Source organism: Pseudomonas sp. PDM02 (genome assembly GCF_014852285.1).
Taxonomy (GTDB): Bacteria; Pseudomonadota; Gammaproteobacteria; order Pseudomonadales; family Pseudomonadaceae; genus Aquipseudomonas; species Aquipseudomonas migulae.
This window is the reverse complement of record NZ_JACVBL010000012.1, coordinates 42,223-62,453: the sequence shown is the minus strand read 5'-3', so window position 1 is coordinate 62,453 and position 20,231 is coordinate 42,223. Positions and strand designations below refer to the sequence as shown.

The following is a 20,231-nucleotide window of genomic DNA, read 5'->3' as shown; positions in this document are numbered from 1 at the left end:
CTGATCCGGGCGACTATGCTCACGTCACTCGGATCCATTATCTGTACGTTCGGCCAAGCGGTCAGGGAAAGGATGCCCCTTATGAACACGGTGTATCAAAACGCTGTCGGTCCCGGCATATGGCGATGAATACGCTGTTGTCGCGGACCAATCGTCGGATTCTTATCGTCGACGACACCGCTTCAATCCACGAGGACTTCATCAAGATCCTCAGCCCGCCTTCGTTTGACGACGACAGCCTGATCAGCGCTGAAAATGCCCTGTTCGGCACCACGGCGGCCGTCACGTTGCAGAGCTTCATCCTAGATTCGGCGTTTCAGGGCCTTGAAGCACTGGACAAGGTCGAGACGGCCCTGGCCAACGACCTGCCTTATGCAATGGCCTTCATCGACATGCGCATGCCGCCGGGCTGGGACGGCCTGGAAACCATCGAACGGCTGTGGCAGGTCGATCCGAAGCTGCAAGTGGCGCTTTGCACGGCCTACTCCGACTATTCCTGGGAAGACATCGACGAGCGCCTGGAACTCGGCGACCGCCTGCTGATTCTCAAGAAACCGTTCGATGCCATCGAAATCCGCCAGATGGCCAGCGCGCTGACCGCCAAGTGGCAAATGACCGAAGACGCGGCGCTGAAGATGTCGCTGCTCGAACAAGCGGTCGAGGAGCGTACCCGGGAACTGTCCGATGCCAACATCATCGTGCAGAACAGCCCGACCATTCTCTATCGGCTGCGGGGCGAACCGTCGTTTCCACTGATGTACATCTCGCACAACATCACCAAATACGGGCATGTCGCGGCGAAACTGGTGGCCTCGGCCAACTGGGCCCGAGAGCTGATTCATCCTGACGATCAAGCGAAGGTCGACACGGCGATGGCGCGGGTGCTGGACCGCCATGCCGCCGGAGCGTCCATCGAGTTTCGGATGCGCACTGGCGAAGGGGCCTGGCGCTGGGTGGAAAACCGCTACATCCCGGTGCGCGACGATGAAGGCCGGCTGCTGGAAGTCGAAGGCATCATCATCGACATCACCGAGCGCAAGCTGGCCGAGGAGAAAATCTTCCTGCTGGCGCGCACCGACGGGCTGACCGGGCTGGTCAACCGCGCGACGCTGATCGAACGGCTGCACCAGGCCTTCGCCGCTGCGCGTCGTGGCGCGACCCCGTTTGCCATCTTTTATCTGGACCTGGATCACTTCAAACGCATCAACGATACCCTCGGGCACCCGGTGGGCGATCTGTTGCTGCAAGAAGTCGCCCGTCGGATCAAGGCGTGCGTACGTGAGAACGATATCGTCGCCCGCCTTGGCGGCGACGAGTTCGCGATCCTGCAACTGGACGTCAGCGACCCGACCCACTCCGCGTCCCTGGCCACCAAGGTCCGCGACGCGCTGGTGCTCCCCTACTCCCTGGCCGGCAACGATGTCCGGGTGTCGGTCAGCATCGGCATCAGCAGCTACAGCCCGGCCTGCACCAGCGCCGACGGCCTGCTGACCCAGGCCGACATGGCGCTCTATCGCTCCAAGGAAAAGGGCCGAAACCAGTACCACTTCCACTCCGAAGAGATCAATCAGGAGATGGTCGAGCGCATGACCATCGCCAGCGAATTGAGAGAGGCCATCGAGCACGATGAACTCGAACTGCGTTACTGGCCGGAAGTGGACCTGAGCAGCGGCAAGATCCTCGGGATGGAAGCGCAGGTCACCTGGAATCACCCCGGGCGCGGCTTGCTGGAAGCCTCCGCGTTCCTGCCCGCCGCCGAAAAGACCGGCACCATCATCGCCCTCGGTCACTGGGTGCTCGATCGCGCCTGCCGGCAAATGCGCCAGTGGCGGGATGAAGGTGTCGCGCCACCGGTGATTGCGATCAAGCTGTCCCTGGCCCAGCTCAAGAGCGGCCCGGAACTGATTTATGACGTGCTGCGCACCACCGCGCGCTGGGAGCTCTGCGCCTGGGACCTGCGCTTCGACGTCACCGAGGCGACGCTGGCCCAGACCAAATGGACCCACAACGATGTGCTGCCGCGCCTGCGGGAGCTGGGGGTGAAGATTGCCATCGACGACTTCGGCACCGAATATTCGTCGTTCGATTACCTCAAGACCTATCAGGTCAATCACCTGAAGCTCGCTCAACCGTTCATCGATACCGCCGCCCGCGACCCGGCCAGTGCCAACACCTTGCGCGCCATTATCAATTTCGCCCGGGAGGTAGGGATCGGAATCATCGCCGAAGGTGTCGAAACCCAGGAACAGCGCAGTTCATTGATGGCCACCGGGTCGCCGATGAACGCCCAGGGTTACTTCTTCAGCAAAGCGGTCAGCAGCCAGCAGGCCGCCGAGCTGCTGAAAGCCGGAAGCATCGTGCCGATCCGGGACAACCCGCACCGGTCCACGGAGGACAAAGGATGAAAGTGCCTTGCGTGCGGACCAACCGGCGCATCCTGATCGTCGACGACACGCCTTCGATTCATGATGACTTCCGCAAGATCCTCGGTCCCGAAACCGACGATGAACAGACCCTCGCTGGCACAGAAGCCGCACTGTTCGGCACACCGCACACGGATCGCCTGACGTTTCAGCTCGACTCGGCGTACCAGGGGCAGGAAGCCCTCGAACTGGTCAAACACGCATTGGCTGAAGGCCGCCCCTATGCGCTGGTGTTCACCGACATGCGCATGCCGCCAGGCTGGGACGGCCTGGAAACCATCAAGCAAATGTGGCAAGCCGACCCGCACCTGGAAATCGCGCTGTGCACCGCTTTTTCGGATTACACCTGGGAAGCCATGACCGAACGACTGGAGTTCGGCGACCAGATGCTGGTGCTGAAAAAGCCCTTCGACAGCCTGGAAATCCGCCAGATGGCCAGTGCCCTGACCTGGAAATGGCAGATGGCGCAGGACGCGGCGATGAAAGTGCTGAGCCTGGAGCAAACCATCGAGGCGCGGGTTCACGAGCTGCTCAAGGTGTCGCACTTGCTGCAGTACGACGTGTTGACCGAGTTGCCCAACAGCACGTTGCTGGGTGACCGGTTGAACCAGTCGCTGGCCCTTTCACGACGCAATGACAAACAACTGGCAGTGATGTTTCTGGGGCTCGACCGCTTCAAGCGCATCAACAATGCGCTCGGCCATCCGGCCGGAGACGAGATGTTGAAACAGGTCAGCCGCAATCTGGTGGCCACCGTGCGCGAGTCGGATTCGGTGTTTCGCTATGGCTCCGACGAGTTCGTGGTCATCCTCGCCGACATTCGCCACCCTCAACAGACCAGGGGCATCGCCGAAAAACTCTTGAACGCCATTCGCATCCCCCTGCATATCGCTGGCCACGACTTGAGCGTGACCGCGAGCCTGGGCATCAGCATTTATCCCGATGATGGCCTCGAAGCGATCGAGCTGATCAAAAAAGCCGAGACCGCGATGCGCAACATCAAGGAAATCGGCCCGAATGATTTCAGCTTTTTCATCGATGAAATGAACCAGCGCGCCAGGGATCAGCAAAGTATCGAAACCGGTATTCGCCTGGCGCTGGAGCGCAACGAGTTTATCCTGCACTACCAACCCAAACTGGACCTGAGCAGTGGTCAGGTGGTTGGCGCCGAAGCGTTGATCCGCTGGCAGAAACCGGGGCACGGGTTGATCTACCCTTCGGAGTTCATCGGTGTGGCCGAAGACAGCGGTCTGATCGTGCCGCTGAGCAAATGGGTGCTGGCCGAGGCCTGCCGGCAGGCCTGCGCCTGGCAAGCCGAAGGGCTGCCAAAAATATGCATGTCGGTGAATATGTCGGCCATCGATTTCCGCCAGCGCGACTTTGTCGACGGCATCGGACTGACCCTCGAACAAACCGGCCTGGAACCGGCGTTGCTGGAACTGGAAATCACCGAAGGCGTGTTGATGCAAAACATCGACACCACCGTCACCGCCCTGACCCGACTCAAGGTCATGGGTATCCGGCTGGCCATCGATGACTTCGGCACCGGCTACTCCAGCCTCAGCTACTTGCGGCGCTTTCCCATCGACGTGCTGAAAATCGACCAGTCGTTCATTCGCGGTTTAAGCACCGACAGCAACGACGCTGCACTGGTCAGCGCCATCATCAGTCTGGGCCGCAGCCTCAAGCTGACCATCATCGCCGAAGGGGTGGAAACCCTCGAACAGCTGGATTTCCTCAAGGCCCATCGATGTGAAGAAGGCCAGGGTTACTACTTCAGCAAAGCCGTCGAACCGGACGCCTTCGCCCGATACCTTGAGTCGGTGAAACCTGCTCCATTTACCGCCACGTGAACGATGCGCAACGACACACGGGCTATCAGCCAAGGAATTATCAGATGTCGCCGTCCATTCACTACCTGCTCCTGGTGCCGCTGCTCGGTTTCTGTCTGAGCACCGTCGCCGCGCCGCTGGACGAACCCCTCAAGCCACTGCCGGCGGCGCCTGCACAGAATCCTCTGCGCGTCGAACTCGGTCGCCAGTTGTTCAATGAAACACGGTTGTCGGTCAACAACACGCTGTCCTGTGCCAGTTGCCATCGACTGGAAAACGGTGGGGCCGATACCCAGGCGTTTTCCATCGGCTTCGCCGGTCAGCCAGTGACGATCAACACCCCCAGCGTGTTCAACGCCACCCTGAATTTCCGGCAGTTCTGGAACGGGCGCGCCGACACCCTGGAATCCCAGGTCCATGAAGTGGTGAAAAGCCCCAGCGAAATGGGCAGCAACTGGGAGCACGTAGTGGAAGTGCTGTCCGCAGACACGGGTTACCGCGGCGCATTTACCAACGCCTACCCGGATGGCGTGACCATGAACAATGTGCAAAACGCCCTGGCCACCTACGAACGAACGCTGCTCAGCAGCAACTCGCGGTTTGATCAGTATCTGCTGGGTAACACCGACATCCTCACGACCGAGGAAAAGTACGGCTACCAACGCTTCAAGGATTATGGCTGCATCGCCTGCCATCAAGGCGTGAACATCGGCGGCAACATGTTCCAGAAGTTCGGCGTCATGGGCGATTACTTCAAGGTTCGCGGTAACCCGACCGACTCCGACCTGGGTCGCTATCTGGTGACCAAGGATGAAGAGGACCGCAACGTGTTCAAGGTACCGAGCCTGCGCAATGTCGCGGTGACCGCACCGTATTTTCACGACGGCTCGGCCAACACGCTGGAAGAGGCGGTGGACGTGATGTTCAAGTTCCAGCTCGGTCGCATTCCTTCCGCCGAGGACAAAACCCTGATCATCAAATTCCTCAAGACCCTGACCGGTGAATGGGGAGGCAAACCCTTATGAAAATGTCCCGCCGTCGCAGCCTCGCACTGCTGGGCGCCGTCGCTTTGTTACTGGCCTCGACGCTGCTGTTCCTGTACCTCAAGTCGAATTCGAACGAGACGTCGGCCTACGCCGAATCCCGGGACCTGATCGGCCGGATAAAGCAGCTCAATGCGCAATGGGAAACCGAGATTCTCAAGGCCAGGATCGCCACCAACCACAACTACGATCCGTTGGTCGCACCGCTGACCGAGATGACAAAGCTGTGGGAGCGGTTCGACACCATGGAGTCGAACCACGGCCGCAACGACTCGCCGATCTGGCGCGCCAGCCATGATGCGTACCTGGCCGCCATCGAGGAAAAGACCCGGCTGGTGGAGCAGTTCAAGTCCCACAACGCGCTGCTGCGCAATTCACTGGCGTTCCTGCCCACCGCCGAGGACGACATTCAGGAACCACTGGCCCGGTTGGTCGATGGCGACAAACTACAACTGCAGAACATCGCCACCGACACTTACGATTTGCTGCTCAGCAGCCTGGAGTTCGCCCAGGTCACTTCCGACGACAAGGCCGCTGACATTCTGGTCGGGCTGAACAAGCTAGGGGTGAACAAGCTGCGCCTGCCCGAGCAGTTTCACAGCCCGATCGATATTCTGAGCACCCACATTTCACTGATTCTGCGCGAACAACCGGTGGTCAACCGCTTGCTGGGAAATATCGAAGCGATTCCCGTCGCCGAGCGCCTGGACGACATCACCAGCCTGTTGAACAAGGACCAGCAACAGGCCGATGTGGTCGAGCAGCGTTATCACTTTTACATGCTGGTGTTCTCGGTGTTGCTGGTCCTGTTGCTGGTGTACCTGGCTATTCACTTGATGCGCAGTTTCAGCATCATCAATCGCGTCAACAGAGCCCTGAAAACCGCCAATGACGAACTGGAATTGCGGGTAGAAGAACGCACCCGTGAACTCAAGGATACCCAGAGCGAGCTGCTCGACACCGCGCGGCAGGCCGGCATGGCCGAGATCGCCACCAACGTGCTGCACAACGTCGGCAACGTGCTCAACAGCGTCAACATCTCGGCCGACCTGGTCTCGCGCAAACTGCGCGCCAGCAAGGCCCAGGGGCTGGGCAAAGCCATGCAATTGATCAACGAACACCCCGGCGACCTCGGCACCTTCCTGACCCAGGACGAGAAAGGCAAGTTGCTGCCCGGCTACCTCAACCAACTGGTCGAGGCCATCGCCCTCGAACAGCAAGGCATGAGCGACGAACTGGCCCAACTGAGCAAAAGTGTCGACCACATCAAGGACATCGTCGCCACCCAGCAATCCTACGCGGGCGCCAACAGCCTGGTGGAGCCGCTGCACATCAGCGAATTGCTGGAGGATGCCCTGCGCATGAATTCCGGCGCGCTGACCCGGCATCACGTCACGGTGGTCAAGGAGTACGGCGAGGTGCCGCAGGTCATGGGCGACAAGCACCGGTTGCTGCTGATCCTGATCAACCTGATCAGCAACGCCAAGTACGCGATGTCCGACCTCAGCAACCGCCCGCGACAGATGACCCTCGGGGTCAAAGTGGTCGACGACGCCACGCTGCAAGTCAGCGTCAAGGATGACGGCGAAGGCATCGCCCCGGAAAACATGACGCGCATCTTTGCCCACGGCTTTACCACCCGCAAGGAAGGTCACGGCTTTGGTCTGCACAGTTGCGCATTGGCGGCCATCGAGATGAACGGCCACCTCACCGCCCACAGCGACGGGCCGGGCAAGGGCGCGCTGTTCACCCTGCAGATCCCGCTGAAAACCGTCATGGAGGAGGCATGAGCGAACTGTCGAACCGCCGCATTTTGCTGATCGATGACACGCCGTCCATTCATGTGGATTTTCGCAAGATCCTCACGCCGACGCCCGTGCAGACCGTCGAGCTGGACGAGATGGAGGCCGCGCTGTTCGGCAGTGAAGTGAAATCCACCCGCGCACTGTTCGAGCTGGATTCGGCGTATGGCGGCCAAGAGGGTCTGGGCAAACTCCAAGAAGCCTTGCAGCAAAACCAGCCCTACGCGCTGGCCTTCGTCGACATGCGCATGCCCGAAGGCTGGGACGGCGCACAAACCATCGAGCATCTGTGGCAGGAAGACCCGCGCCTGCAAGTGGTGGTGTGTACCGCCTACTCCGACTATTCCTGGGATGAACTGCTGGACCGTTTGCAGGCGCACGACCGTCTGCTGATTCTGAAAAAGCCGTTCGACAACATTGAAGTCCAGCAGATGGCCAACACCCTGCTGACCAAATGGGACATGACCGAACGGGCCTTTGTGCAGATGAGCCACCTGGAGCATCTGGTGGACCAGAGAACGACACAGTTCAAACAGGCCAGTGAGGCATTGCAACGGGAAATCGACGAACGCAAACAGCTTGAATCGCAATTGGTGCAGTCGGAAAAACTCGCCTCACTGGGGCAACTGGCGGCCGGCGTCGCCCATGAAATCAACAACCCCATCGGTTTCATTTCCTCCAACCTCGGCACCCTCGATGGCTATTTCAAACAGCTGCAGGAAATGCTCGACGCTTATCGGGATGCGGAAGAGGCAATAGATTCCAGCGAGCTGGTCGAGCGTTTGCAACAGCTGCGTGAGCGGATCGAACTGGAATTCCTGCGCGACGACATCCCGTTGCTGATCAAGGAATCCAAGGACGGCATCAGCCGCGTCGGGCAGATCGTCAAAGACCTGAAGGAATTCTCGCGGGCGGACTCCAACCAGGAATGGCAGTGGGCGAATCTGCAGCAAGGCATCGAATCGACGCTGAACATCGTGGCCAATGAACTGAAGTACAAGGCCGATGTGGTGAAGGACTATCAGCACCTCCCCGACATCGAATGCCTGCCCTCGCAGATCAACCAGGTGATCATGAACCTCATCGTCAACGCCTCGCAGGCCATCGGCCCGGAACGCGGCACCCTCACCCTGCGCACGGGAATCGACGGTGAAAAGGTGTGGATCGAAGTCGCCGACACCGGCACCGGCATCCCGCCGGCCAGCCTGCAGAAAATCTTCGACCCGTTTTTCACCACCAAACCGGTGGGCCAGGGGACCGGGCTGGGGTTGTCCCTGTCCTATGGCATCGTGAAGAAACACCGGGGGGATATTTCGGTGGTGAGTGAAGTCGGCGTTGGCAGCACTTTCCGCGTCGAACTGCCGATCCACCAATCAAAACCCACTGCCTGAACACAGCCCCCACTGTAGGAGCCGGCTTGCTGGCGATAGCAATCTCATGAGCGATGTAAATCTCCAGACCGCTATCGTCGGAACGCCGCCCGCAGCAAGCCAGGCTCCTACAGGAATTCGGCGTACCTCAGGTGGCTTCCTGAAAATCCATCTCCGGCGGCTGGCGACGGAATCCGCCGGTCAGCACCGCCAGGTACACCACGCCAATCGCCAGCCAGCACAGGCCCAGGTAAATCGCCAGGTGATCGAGGCTGACCATCAGCCACAAATCCGCCGCCAGGCCAATGAACGGGAAGATCAGGAACAGCACCAACTCACGCAGCCCCTTTTTCTCGCCGCCAATCCAGTAGTGAAAAATCACCGACAGGTTCACCAGGCTGAACGCCAGGAACGCGCCGAAGTTGATGAACGAGGTCGAGGTGGTGACGTCCAGCTTCAGCGCCAGCAACGCCACCACTGCGCACAGCAGGATGCTGTTGATCGGCGTCCCGAAACGCTCATGCAACGTACCGAAGAAAGATTTCGGCAACACGCCGTCGCGGCCCATGGCGTAGAGCAGGCGCGAACCGCTGGCCTGAGCCGACAGCCCCGAGGCGAATTGACCGACGATCAGACCGATCAGGAAGATCGACACGAACAGGTCGCCACCGATGTTGCGGGCAATTTCATAGGCCGCCGAATCGACGCTGTCGAACTGGAACGACGGGTGCGCGATCTGCACGAAGTACGACACGCCAACGAAGATCAGCCCGCCGATCAGGGTGATCAGCATGATCGCCCGCGGGATGGTGCGGCGCGGGTCGCGGGTTTCTTCGGTCAGGGTACTGACCGCGTCGAAACCGAGGAACGAGTAACAGGCGATGGCGGCACCGCTCATGATCAGTGGCATCTGCATGTCGCCGTTGAAGAACGGTTTCACCGACCACAACGGCGTGCTCGCATCGCCGCCAACGTAGTGGACGCACAACGCGACGAAGGCGATCAGCACCAGAAACTGCACCAGCATCAGCAAGGCGTTGATGCCGTTGGCCAGTTTCAGGCCAACGATATTGATTGCGCTGGTGATGCCGATGAACGCCAGCACCCAGATCCATTGCGGCACGGCCGGGAATGCGGAGTTGAGGTAAGCCGCGCCGATCAGCCAGATTGCCATCGGCAGGAACAGGTAATCGAGCAGCACCGCCCAACCGGCGATGAAACCGAGTTTCGGGCTGATCGCCTTGCGCACGTAGCTATAGGCCGAGCCAGCGACAGGGAATGCCGAGGCCATCCGGCCGTAACTCATGGCGGTAAAGAACATCGCCACCAGCGCCGCGAGGTACGCGGCCGGCACCATGCCAGCGGTGGATTGAGCGAGGATGCCGAAAGTGCCGAGCACAATGATCGGCGTCATGTAGGCGATGCCAAACAGCACCACCGACCCCAATGACAGGGTGCGTTGCAAACGAGCCATGAGCGACTACTCCGAATTTTATTGGATTTATGGCAGAGCCGAGTTCGGCGCAAATTACGGGTGTTGCGTTTGTTGTTCTGGGTGAAGCGTCAAACAGATGTCTTGCCTGGGAGGGCCCCTTCGCGAGCAAGCCCGCTCCCACATGGACCGCGAACAACCTGTGGGAGCGGGCTTGCTCGCGATGGCGTCAGCCCGAGCGACACAGAATCCGGATCAATTCTTGGGAATCAGCAGCTCCCGCAATCCAGAAGCATGCTCAACCATCTCCCCCGGCAACTTCAGCCGCTGATCATCCAGGTACCGATAATCCTGCCGCGCGGAGGTCAGCTGATTCAGATCCAGCTCCACCGCAAACTGCCCTTCCTCGCGCCCGGCCTCGAACAACAGCGTGCCCAGCGGATTCACCAGCGCACTGCCGCCGGCGAACAACAACCCGCCATCGCCCTCTTCCACCCGGTTGACCATCAGCGCAAACGCCTGGTTTTCCTGGGCGCGGGCCATGATCGCGGTGCGGTGCGTCGGGCCGTACGGGTCCATGTTGCCGTTGGTGACGATCAGCAATTCAGCGCCCAGTTGCGCCAGGGCGCGGGCGGTTTCCGGGAATTCGATGTCGTAGCAGATCAGCAGGCCGACCCGCACGCCGTTCCACAGGCACGTGGCGTAGCGGTCGCCCGGCTCGTACACGCCGCGATCCGACGCCCACAGGTGCGTCTTGCGGTATTTCAGTGCGATGCCTTGCGGGGTAATCAGCAGCGTGGTGTTGAAAAAACGACCGTTGTCGTTTTCCGCCGTACCGATCACCACGGCGATGTTGTGCTCGCGGGCCGCGGCGACGATTGCGCTGACGGTCGGACCGTTCAGCGGTTCGGCAACGGCTGCCACGGTCTCGGCCGACGGGAAGCCCATCAAGTGGCTTTCGGGAAACATGATCAACTGCGTGTCGGCGGCGCAGGCCGCAATCGCCGCCAGCGCGCGTTCGAGGTTGTAAGCCGTGTCGTTGTCACGGCCCGCCAGTTGGGCGAGTTCGACCTTCATGGGTAGTCCTTGTTCTAGTGGCCGGGCGGCAGAAAGATTGCCCGGTCGTTGTCTGTGCGCCAGTATGCGCAGCAAGCAACCGGCCAGGGAATCACGCGGCTGGGGTAACCCGATAGGGGTAGATGCATGACACTTTCGTTAGACGACATCGCCTGGCACCGTTCGGTCGGGCAACTGATCGACGCCCTCGACAAGCCGAATTTCTGGACGCAGCTTGTCCGGTTACTGGATCAATACGTGACCTTCGACAGTTGGGTGGCGCTGCTTTTCAGCGCGGATCAGCACCCGCAAGTGTTCGCCGAATGTCCCGGTGAAGACGGCAGCCCGGATCAGTTGTTCCAGGATTACCTGCGCGGTTTGTACCTGCTCGACCCGTTCTACATCGCCTGCCGCGAGCAATCGCGCACCGGGCTGTATCGCCTGTCGGAAGTGGCGCCGGAGCACTTTGAGCTGACCGAGTATTACCAGCGCTACTTTCGTCTGAATGTGGTGGCCGATGAAATCCAGTTCAATTGTCAGCTCGAAGGCGACCGCACGTTGTGCCTGTCACTGGGCAGCAAACAGCGTTTCAGCGGCCAGCAGATCGCGTTGCTGTCGTTGATCCAGCCGTGGGTGCTGGGTTTGTTGCGTCAGCGCCTGCCCTACGAAATCAACGAAGTCGTGGCTCTCGCGCCGGCACCGGTCCAAGGTGACTGGCGGGTGCAGCTGGAAGCCTCGGTGCAACAACTCAAAGGCGCGCAACTGACCGCCCGGGAGCTGGATGTCGGGCGTTTGATGCTCAGCGGTTGCTCCAGTAAAGAAATCGCCCGTAAGCTGGAAATCTCTGTCGAAACCGTGAAAGTCCATAAGAAACACATGTACAGCAAGCTGGGGATCAAGTCCCAGTCCGAGCTGTTTTCGATTTTCCTCCAGGCGCAGAATGCCTGACACAGCACGGTCCCGTAGGAGCGAAGCTTGCTCGCGAAGAGGCCATCACATTCAACATTGATGTTGGCTGAAATGTTGCTTTCGCGAACAAGCTTCGCTCCTACAGGGATAGGTGTGCCGAACACAACCGAGTCCGAACCCAAGGAAACCGTATGAGCCTGTCACTCCTGAGCCGCTACGCCTTCTTTGCCGTCTGTGTGATTTTCACCCTCGCCAGTCTGCCGTTCCTGGAACACGACTGGCTCTGGCCGATCACCGCTGTCACCGGTGTCCTGAGCCTCGTGGGCCTGTTTGATCTGCTGCAAAGCCCTCACGCCGTACGCCGCAACTACCCGATCCTCGGCAACATCCGCTATCTGGTGGAGGGCATCCGTCCGGAAATCCGCCAGTACCTGCTCGAATCCGACAGCGACGCCCTGCCCTTCTCCCGGGCCCAGCGCTCGCTGGTCTATTCCCGCGCCAAGAACGAAAGCGCCGACAAACCCTTCGGCACGTTGATCGATGTGTATCAGTCGGGTTTCGAATTCATCGGCCACTCGATGCGCCCGGCGCCGTTGAGTGACCCAAGCAGTTTCCGAACCCTGGTCGGCGGCCCGCAGTGCACACAGCCGTATTCGGCATCGGTGTTCAACATCTCGGCCATGAGTTTCGGTTCGCTCAGCGCCAACGCCATTCGCGCCTTGAACCAGGGCGCCAAGCTCGGCAACTTCGCCCACGATACGGGTGAAGGCAGCATCAGCGCGTATCACCGGGAAAACGGCGGCGACCTGACCTGGGAACTCGGCAGCGGCTACTTCGGTTGCCGCACCGCAGACGGTCGCTTCGACCCGGAACGCTTCGCCGCCCAAGCGCAAACGCCGCAAGTACGGATGATCGAAATCAAGATGAGCCAGGGCGCCAAACCCGGCCACGGCGGGATTCTGCCCAAGCACAAGGTCACCAAGGAAATCGCTGAAACCCGTGGCATCCTGATGGGCGAAGACTGCATCTCGCCATCGCGGCACAGTGCGTTTTCCACGCCGATCGAACTGATGCACTTCATCCAGCAATTGCGTGAACTGTCCGGCGGCAAACCGGTGGGCTTCAAGTTCTGCCTCGGCCATCCGTGGGAATTCATGGGCATCGCCAAGGCTATGCTGGAAACCGGCATCCTCCCGGACTTCATCGTCGTCGATGGCAAGGAAGGCGGCACGGGGGCAGCGCCTGTGGAGTTCACCGACCACATCGGCGTACCGATGCGCGAAGGTCTGCTGTTCGTGCACAACACGCTGGTGGGCCTGAACCTGCGGGACAAAATCAAACTCGGCGCCAGCGGCAAGATTGTCAGCGCCTTCGACATCGCCAGCGTGCTGGCCATCGGCGCCGACTGGGCCAACTCGGCGCGCGGCTTCATGTTCGCCATCGGCTGCATCCAGTCGCAGTCGTGCCACACCAACAAATGCCCGACCGGCGTCGCCACGCAGGACACCCTGCGCCAGCGTGCCCTCGTCGTCCCGGACAAGGCCCAGCGGGTGTTCAACTTCCACCGCAACACCCTCAAGGCACTAGCGGAAATGCTCGCCGCCGCCGGCCTCGATCATCCGTCGCAGTTGTCGGCCAAGCACCTGGTGCGGCGCATGTCGGCGACCGAGATCAAGCTGTTCTCGCAGCTGCATGTGTTTTTGAAACCGGGGGAGTTGCTCACAGGAGAAGTGAACGGCGAGTTCTACTCACGCATGTGGCAGATGGCGCGGGCGGACAGTTTTGAGCCCAATGAGTTGGCTGCGGCGTAAACACTGTTTGAACGCCAGTCTCGTAGGGAGGCTGGCTTTACACCAAGGAAGAACATTTTGCTGAAAGTAATCGCTCAGGATTTCATCAAACCCGAATACATTGAAACGGTTCGCCCGTGGTACACCGAACTGGTCGAGAAGACTCGACTGGAGCCCGATTGCATCGCTTACGACCTGTTCATCGATCAAAAAGACCCCGGCCACTTTATCTTCGTCGAACAATGGCCGAATCAGGCGGCGCTGGATGCTCATTGCCAGTCTGAGCACTTTCGGCGGTTGGTGCCGCAGATCAACCGTTTCCAGGCCCGGGATTGCATTATCGTGCTGATGGATGCGTTCTGAGGCCCGTCGTCACCAGCGAAGCGCCTTGATCGGGGCCGGTTCTTTCATGACGATAAAACCGTAGTCCCCCAGCAGGTAAATCCGGTAGTACGGGCGCTCCAGCAACGGCGGATACCCCAGATAACCCACCCGTGTCGCATTGCGGCGCTCCTTCTCCGCGACCACGTTGGTGATGCCGAGCTTCGGCAGATTCTCGGCCAGCATGAAAAAGTCGATGTTCAGCAGATAGTGCAACACCGGCATCTGCTTGAACGAACCTGCGGCCCCCGACAGCCAGTGATCGGAATACGTCACCGACATGTAAATCCGCTTGGCCTCGCGCAATTCCCGATGCGTCGAAATGTCGTGCTCAAGGCTGAACAGCGCGCTGGTGCTGAAGGCTTTCTGTACCGTCAGCACCCGACCGTAGGCAAACGACAACGACAGCATCGCCAGCAGTGGCACCGCCAGCAACAGCGTCAGTCGTTCATGGAGTTGCGCCAGCGCCAGATGGCTCAAGTAGAACAACAGCATCAATAAAACCGCGAAGCCCATCAGGGTTCGAGCGCCCTCGTTGAAGTCGCGAAAAAACAGCGCGACGCCGGACACCAGCAGCGTCACGACCGGCAAGGTCAGCAGACACAACAGGCCGATCAACGCTTTCTTCGGCCCGTTGTCCTGACGCTTCCACACCTTCAGCCCCAATTGCACAGCGCCGGCGATGGCGCACAGCAACAGCGCGGTGAACACCCAGACCAATCCGCCATGAAACAGCAGCACGACTTTTTCCAGCACTCTGCCGATGTTGATCTGCAGTTGCAGCAGCGGCGCGGCGGTCCAGTTCAACAGCAGCGCGCGATCCTGCGCCATGAACGCCACGGCGCTGACGCAATACATCAGCCAACCCATGGTGACCTGCGCCAGTTTCCAGCCGATCAGCCTGCACAACTGCGGCCAGGCCAAACGGTCATTTACGCCGCGCAGCAGTTCCAGGCAACACAATCCCACAAACACATTGAGGCTGATCTGATAAAGCCCCAGCGCCAGTGCAATCAGGAACGAAGGCACCAGCCATTGCAGGCTGCGCGAAGGATGACGAAAGGTGATCGCGTAGATCACCGCCACCAGGCTCAGGGCCATGGCGGGACCGTCATATTGATAAGACAGGTTTTGCAGAAAAAACGGGTTGTACCAGAGTGGCAAGGGCACCAGGCAACAGGCGAGCGTCGGTTGCGCAAAGTAATGAAACGTCAGCCGGGTCAGTGCCGAGGCCATGGCCAGCGTGGCGATCAATAGCGGCAAGGGAAAGATGTTAGGCGCCGCGCTGCCGAAAGTGAGCAGGTTGTAGAACAGCTGGGTAAACAGGCGCCCCTGCTCCGCCCAGGCCATGCCCGCCGACAGGGATCGCCAGTTGTCATCGATGTACGGGTAGTCCGCGAGGATCAGCGGCAGTACATACAGCAACGTCGCGAGCAGAAAAAACAGCCAGACCTGTCGGCCGCCGAGTTCCTTGCCGAGCACATCGCGAAATCGGCCCATGCTAAAGCCCGAGCCGGTCTTTGCCGCCGACGATGTCTTTGACCACGTAGCGCGGCCGGTGCTTGGCCTCGATGTAGATCCGGCCGACGTACTCACCGAGGATGCCGATACCAATCAACTGCACACCGCCAAGAAACAGAATGGCGGTCATCAACGATGGGTAACCGGGTACGCTGTTGCCGAAGAAAATCTTGTCCAGCACCATGTACACCGCGTAAAGCACCGCGAAAATCGAAATGCCGCCGCCGACATACGTCCACAAACGCAGCGGCACGGTGCTGAACGACGTCACGCCTTCGAGTGCCAGGTTCCACAGTTTCCAGCCATTGAACTTGCTGCTGCCGGCCACGCGCCCGGCGCGTTCGTACTCCACCACCGCGGTGGTGAACCCGGCCCACGACAACACGCCTTTCATGAACAATTGATGCTCGGGCAGTGCGCGGATCACGTTGACTACCTTGCGATCCATCAACCGGAAATCACCGACGTTCTCTTCGATCCGGGTGTACGCGATACGGTTCAGCACGTGGTAGAACAGCGCCGCGCTGTGGCGTTTGAGGTAACCGTCGGTGGCCCGGTTGCGGCGTTTGGCGAGCACCACGTCCGCGCCCTTTTGCCACTCGTCAATCAACAGTGGAATGACGCTGATCGGGTCCTGCAAGTCGACGTCCATGGGGATCACCGCATCGCCAGAAGCGTATTCCAGGCCGGCGAACAACGCCGGTTCCTTGCCGAAGTTGCGCGAAAAGTTGATCAACAACACACGCTCGTCGACCTGCGCCAGTGCCTTGACCTGTTCGGCCGTCCGGTCGGAGCTGCCATCGTTGATGAATACGATCTCGATCTCGTCGCCGCCCAGCCTCAACTCGCGCTGCACGGCCTGATAAAACAGGCTGATCGCTTGCTCTTCGTTGAAGACCGGAACGATCAGCGAAACCTTCACGTTTCACGCTCCTGAACCATGCTCGGTAAAGATTCGACAGCTGCCATGCACCATTATTCGGGCGCGCCATCGCGCGGGCAGACCAGTGGATGGTTTCTTTCAGCCAGTCACATCTGAGACATTCAGTAATAGCGTGTTTTTTGCAATTGTCGTCGAATCGCGCCACCCTGCGCGCCGCCGATGCGCGGCGCGCACCTTTTGCCGCGCTGACCACTCCTTATTCAACACCCGTTCACGAGCCCGCTGTCATGACGTTTGAACGCGATCACCGAATCGACTTTTTTCGAGGCCTGGCGCTGATCTTCATCTTCTGGGATCACGTGCCTCACAACCCCCTCGGTCAAATCACCCCGCGTAACTTCGGTTTCAGCGATGCCGCGGAAATTTTCGTGTTTCTCGCCGGTTACGCAGCGGTCCTGGCCTACGGGAAAATCTTCCGACGGGACGGTTATCTGATTGCCTGCGTGAAGATTCTGCGCCGCGCCTGGGTGCTCTACGTGGTGCATATTTTCTTGCTGGCGATGCTGATGGGCATCGTGTTCTTCGCCAACAGCCACGTGGAAACGAGGGATCTGGTGGAGGAAATGGGCATGCACCACTTCATCACCAACCCGCAGCAAGCCCTGGTCGATGAACTGCTGCTGCGCTTCAAGCCGAACCTCATGGACCCGCTGCCGCTGTACATCGTGCTGCTGGCCGGCTTGCCGCTGGCGCTGCCGATGCTGGTGCGCAAACCATGGGCGGTGGTGGCCGTGTCGTTGACCGTGTACCTGCTGGCGCCGTGGTTCGGCTGGAACCTGGCGGCCATCAAGGATGGCGTGTGGTACTTCAACCCCGTGGTCTGGCAACTGCTGTTTGTGCTGGGCGGCGCGGCGGCGACTTACGGGCAGCGCCCCCGGTTACCTGACACGCGCCCGTTGCTGCGCCGGCCGTTGTTTGTCAGTGCCGTGGTGTATGTGGTGGTTACCGGCGTGCTGACCGTTTCCTGGCGGTGGCCGGAAATTCATGATGCGCTGATGCCTGCGTGGCTGAGCAACCTGTTGTACCCGATCAGCAAGACTGACTTGTCGCCGGTGCGGTTGCTGCACTTTCTGGCGCTGGCGTATGTCACGGCGAAGCTGTTGCCCGATACTGGTTGGACGCAAAACTGGCTGGCGCAGCAAAGTTGTCGCATGGGGCGTTATTCGCTGGAAATCTTTTGCCTCGGCGTGTTGCTGGCGCCGTTGGCGGACATGGTCAATGCCATGACCGACGATGCGTTTGCCATGCAGATATTCACAGCCTTGGTGGGTGCGGGGTTGATGGCGTTGTTGGGGGCCTGGTTGGAGTTTAATAAACGGTTGAACCAGCCGGTCAACAGGTCGCAGCGTTCGGCAGCTGAACGGATCTCTCTGTAGGGGCTGGTTTGTCGGCGATAGCGGTCTATCCGGCGACCATTCTCTTTCAGGCGTACATATCCATTCCTGCGGTAACGGCCGCTAATGGTTTCGCCCTTACGGCGAGTCACTTGCAAAAGCGGCAAGTAACCAAGCGCCCGCGCCCCTTTCGTTCGGTGCCTCGCCTAGGCTCGGCATGCCCTCGCTCCGGGCCCACGGAGCAGGACCGGAGCGAGGGCATGGCGAGCATTAGCGAGCCACCGTACGTCAGGGGCGCGGGCGCTTGGTTACTTGGCGCTTTTCCAAGTAACCCGCCGTAAGGGCGGAACCGATAGTCGCCGTGACCACAGCAACGGATATGCCCCCCATCCAATCCCTAGGCCGCCGAGCGCACCGCAACACCAGTCGGCTGCAGCTTGAACACATAAAACAAAACCGTCAGCAGCACCAAAAACGCCGGCCCCACATACAGCGCCACCCGAGTGTCCGGGAAGTACGCCATCAACCCAACCACCAACACCAAAAACGCCAGTGCCAGATACGAACTGACCGGGTACAACCACATCTTGTATTTCAACCCAGCCCGTTCGCTGGCGCTCAGGCCACTACGAAACTTGAGCTGAGCCAGCAGGATCATCACCCAGGTCCAGATCGCGCCGAAAGTAGCAATGGCCGTCACCCAGACAAAGACCTTTTCCGGTACCAGGTAATTAAGCAACACCCCCAACAGCAAGGCAAAAATCGACAGCAACAGCGCACGACGCGGCACCCCGTTGTTCGACGTCTTGGCAAAACCGGCCGGGGCCTGACCATTCTGCGCCAGGCTGTAGAGCATGCGCCCCGTACTGAAAATGCCGCCGTTGCAGGACGACAGTGCAGCAGTGATCACCACAAAATTGATGATGCCAGCCGCGGTCTTGATGCCCAGACGCTCAAAGGTCATCACAAACGGACTGCCCTGGGTGCCGATTTCATTCCACGGGTAGATCGACAGAATCACAAACAGCGCGCCGACGTAGAACAGCAGAATCCGCCAGAACACCGAGCCGATCGCGTTTGGAATGGTCTTCTGCGGGTTCTTCGCTTCACCGGCGGTCAGGCCGATCATCTCGACGCCGAGGTAGGCGAACATCACCATTTGCAGGGACATCAACACGCCTTGCACGCCGTTCGGCATGAAGCCGCCGTGAGCCCAGAGATTGGAAATCCCCAACGCCACGCCGTCGTTGCCGAAACCGAATGCGATCACGCCGACGCCGCCGATCACCATCGCAATGATGGTGACGATCTTGATCAGGGCGAACCAGAATTCGAATTCACCGAAGGCTTTTACGGCGATCAGGTTGATCGAGCCCATGCTGACCAACGCGGCGAGTGCCCAGATCCAGCGCGGGACCTCGGGAAACCAGACGCCCATGTACACCGCCACTGCGGTAATTTCCGCGACACAGGTCACCAGCCACAGGAACCAATAGTTCCAGCCAGTCAGGAAGCCCGCCAACGGGCCAAGGTAGTCTTGGGCATAACGGCTGAAGGAGCCGGCGACCGGGTTGTGCACAGCCATTTCGCCGAGGGCGCGCATGATCACCAGGATCGCCAGACCGCCGATGATGTAGGACAGCATGATGGCCGGGCCAGCCATTTCAATGGCCTTGGCCGAACCGAGAAACAGACCGACACCGATACAGGCACCGAGTGCCATCAAGCGAATATGCCGTTCGCCGAGTTCGCGTTTAAGCGGGCCGCCCTGAGCGGTCTCGCCGTGGGGCAGGTGATTGCCGACTGGCATAGGGGTACAACCTCGTCTTGTTATTGGATATGACCACCGAGTGTCGAAGCGCTGACCGATAAGCCATTGCTTGCCTGAAACCGGACCTGCTTCGTGGGCAGAACCGTCCTGCAGGGCAAAACCCTTCAAGATCAGCGGGGCGTGCAGTCTAAAAAGCTTCCTGCAGGATATTTCACTCTACAACCCACAATATTCAGCGAGAAATCTCGGCAAAAGCGTGGCTTCTGTAGGTGCATTACCTGACTTTTTGTAGGAATTTTTACCGCTAAAGCGGCGCGGAGTATTGCACAGCATTGGTGCATCGTCATGCCCCTACCTAGGCAGCATTTACGTGGCGATGGCTCTAGTACGGCACTCCTGTAGGAGCCAGCTTGCCGGCGATGGCGTCCGTGAAATCGCCATCGCCAGCAAGCTGGCTCCTACGGATCGGGGACACAGTCCAAAACATCGGGCTCACCTCCCCCCTGTAGGAGCCGGCTTGCTGGCGATGGCGCCCGTGAAATCGCCACCCCCAACAAGCCAGCCCCCCGCAAAGAGAACATTCGCTCACTCCCCGTCAGGGTGAATATTCGATATCCGGGTGTT

The 20,231-nt window shown here is 59.8% G+C and carries 14 protein-coding genes; 9 read left to right on the top strand and 5 right to left on the bottom strand.

Features of this window, described 5'->3' with window-relative positions; genetic code table 11:
* The first annotated feature begins 119 nt into the window (after nt 1–119).
* Genes IB245_RS21190 through IB245_RS21170 form a run of 5 tightly spaced genes read left to right on the top strand, consistent with a single transcriptional unit; the run spans nt 120 to nt 8,491 of the window.
* The gene (locus IB245_RS21190; RefSeq protein WP_192228561.1) at nt 120–2,405 is read left to right on the top strand and encodes a putative bifunctional diguanylate cyclase/phosphodiesterase; all 2,286 of its coding nucleotides are present in this window, start codon (nt 120–122) and stop codon (nt 2,403–2,405) included.
* Entirely contained in the window at nt 2,402–4,276 is a 1,875-nt protein-coding gene (locus tag IB245_RS21185; RefSeq protein WP_008032227.1) for a putative bifunctional diguanylate cyclase/phosphodiesterase, read from the top strand. Before IB245_RS21190 ends, IB245_RS21185 begins: the two co-directional genes overlap by 4 nt.
* A gap of 44 nt (nt 4,277–4,320) precedes the next feature.
* Nucleotides 4,321–5,280 carry a cytochrome-c peroxidase gene (locus IB245_RS21180; protein WP_192228560.1) on the top strand — a complete coding sequence of 320 codons (960 nt, stop codon included), beginning with the start codon at nt 4,321–4,323 and terminating at the stop codon, nt 5,278–5,280.
* Nucleotides 5,277–7,088: a DAHL domain-containing protein gene (locus tag IB245_RS21175; RefSeq protein WP_192228559.1), complete on the top strand. Its 1,812-nt coding sequence runs from the start codon at nt 5,277–5,279 to the stop codon at nt 7,086–7,088. Before IB245_RS21180 ends, IB245_RS21175 begins: the two co-directional genes overlap by 4 nt.
* A complete protein-coding gene (locus IB245_RS21170) occupies nt 7,085–8,491 on the top strand; it encodes an ATP-binding protein (protein ID WP_192228558.1) in 1,407 nt (468 codons plus the stop codon). Before IB245_RS21175 ends, IB245_RS21170 begins: the two co-directional genes overlap by 4 nt.
* A 127-nt stretch (nt 8,492–8,618) precedes the next feature.
* Here the strand turns inward: IB245_RS21170 and IB245_RS21165 are convergent, their stop codons facing one another.
* The gene (locus tag IB245_RS21165; protein ID WP_192228557.1) at nt 8,619–9,944 is read right to left on the bottom strand and encodes an APC family permease; all 1,326 of its coding nucleotides are present in this window, start codon (nt 9,942–9,944) and stop codon (nt 8,619–8,621) included.
* Between the two features lie 213 nt (nt 9,945–10,157).
* Nucleotides 10,158–10,979 carry a carbon-nitrogen hydrolase family protein gene (locus IB245_RS21160; RefSeq protein WP_192228556.1) on the bottom strand — a complete coding sequence of 274 codons (822 nt, stop codon included), beginning with the start codon at nt 10,977–10,979 and terminating at the stop codon, nt 10,158–10,160.
* A gap of 126 nt (nt 10,980–11,105) precedes the next feature.
* Between IB245_RS21160 and IB245_RS21155 the strand changes: the two genes are divergently transcribed.
* From IB245_RS21155 to IB245_RS21145, 3 genes are all read left to right on the top strand, one after another.
* The gene (locus tag IB245_RS21155) at nt 11,106–11,906 is read left to right on the top strand and encodes a helix-turn-helix transcriptional regulator (RefSeq protein WP_008032237.1); all 801 of its coding nucleotides are present in this window, start codon (nt 11,106–11,108) and stop codon (nt 11,904–11,906) included.
* Between the two features lie 152 nt (nt 11,907–12,058).
* Nucleotides 12,059–13,678, top strand: a complete 1,620-nt coding sequence (locus tag IB245_RS21150; RefSeq protein ID WP_192228555.1) for an FMN-binding glutamate synthase family protein — start codon at nt 12,059–12,061, stop codon at nt 13,676–13,678.
* Between the two features lie 57 nt (nt 13,679–13,735).
* Entirely contained in the window at nt 13,736–14,020 is a 285-nt protein-coding gene (locus IB245_RS21145) for a putative quinol monooxygenase (RefSeq protein ID WP_192228554.1), read from the top strand.
* 9 nt (nt 14,021–14,029) lie between these two features.
* On the opposite strand, the gene IB245_RS21140 is transcribed toward IB245_RS21145, so the two are convergent.
* Both IB245_RS21140 and IB245_RS21135 read right to left on the bottom strand, forming a co-directional pair.
* Nucleotides 14,030–15,538, bottom strand: a complete 1,509-nt coding sequence (locus IB245_RS21140) for a glucosyltransferase domain-containing protein (RefSeq protein WP_192228553.1) — start codon at nt 15,536–15,538, stop codon at nt 14,030–14,032.
* A 1-nt stretch (nt 15,539) separates the two neighbouring features.
* Nucleotides 15,540–16,481, bottom strand: a complete 942-nt coding sequence (locus tag IB245_RS21135) for a glycosyltransferase family 2 protein (protein WP_008043559.1) — start codon at nt 16,479–16,481, stop codon at nt 15,540–15,542.
* 248 nt (nt 16,482–16,729) lie between these two features.
* On the opposite strand from IB245_RS21135, the gene IB245_RS21130 reads away from it, so the two are divergent.
* Nucleotides 16,730–17,878 (top strand): OpgC family protein, encoded by a 1,149-nt coding sequence (locus tag IB245_RS21130; protein WP_192228552.1) that lies wholly within the window; start codon nt 16,730–16,732, stop codon nt 17,876–17,878.
* Between the two features lie 355 nt (nt 17,879–18,233).
* On the opposite strand, the gene IB245_RS21125 is transcribed toward IB245_RS21130, so the two are convergent.
* Nucleotides 18,234–19,646, bottom strand: a complete 1,413-nt coding sequence (locus IB245_RS21125; protein WP_192228551.1) for an amino acid permease — start codon at nt 19,644–19,646, stop codon at nt 18,234–18,236.
* Nucleotides 19,647–20,231 lie beyond the last annotated feature (585 nt).

Coding starts and splice junctions, on each gene's coding strand:
- IB245_RS21125 (WP_192228551.1), bottom strand. CDS start 19,646: ATGCCAGTCGGCAATCACCTGCCCCACGGCGAGACCGCTCAGGGCGGC.
- IB245_RS21175 (WP_192228559.1), top strand. CDS start 5,277: ATGAAAATGTCCCGCCGTCGCAGCCTCGCACTGCTGGGCGCCGTCGCT.
- IB245_RS21180 (WP_192228560.1), top strand. CDS start 4,321: ATGTCGCCGTCCATTCACTACCTGCTCCTGGTGCCGCTGCTCGGTTTC.
- IB245_RS21155 (WP_008032237.1), top strand. CDS start 11,106: ATGACACTTTCGTTAGACGACATCGCCTGGCACCGTTCGGTCGGGCAA.
- IB245_RS21140 (WP_192228553.1), bottom strand. CDS start 15,538: ATGGGCCGATTTCGCGATGTGCTCGGCAAGGAACTCGGCGGCCGACAG.
- IB245_RS21190 (WP_192228561.1), top strand. CDS start 120: ATGGCGATGAATACGCTGTTGTCGCGGACCAATCGTCGGATTCTTATC.
- IB245_RS21150 (WP_192228555.1), top strand. CDS start 12,059: ATGAGCCTGTCACTCCTGAGCCGCTACGCCTTCTTTGCCGTCTGTGTG.
- IB245_RS21185 (WP_008032227.1), top strand. CDS start 2,402: ATGAAAGTGCCTTGCGTGCGGACCAACCGGCGCATCCTGATCGTCGAC.
- IB245_RS21160 (WP_192228556.1), bottom strand. CDS start 10,979: ATGAAGGTCGAACTCGCCCAACTGGCGGGCCGTGACAACGACACGGCT.
- IB245_RS21130 (WP_192228552.1), top strand. CDS start 16,730: ATGACGTTTGAACGCGATCACCGAATCGACTTTTTTCGAGGCCTGGCG.
- IB245_RS21170 (WP_192228558.1), top strand. CDS start 7,085: ATGAGCGAACTGTCGAACCGCCGCATTTTGCTGATCGATGACACGCCG.
- IB245_RS21165 (WP_192228557.1), bottom strand. CDS start 9,944: ATGGCTCGTTTGCAACGCACCCTGTCATTGGGGTCGGTGGTGCTGTTT.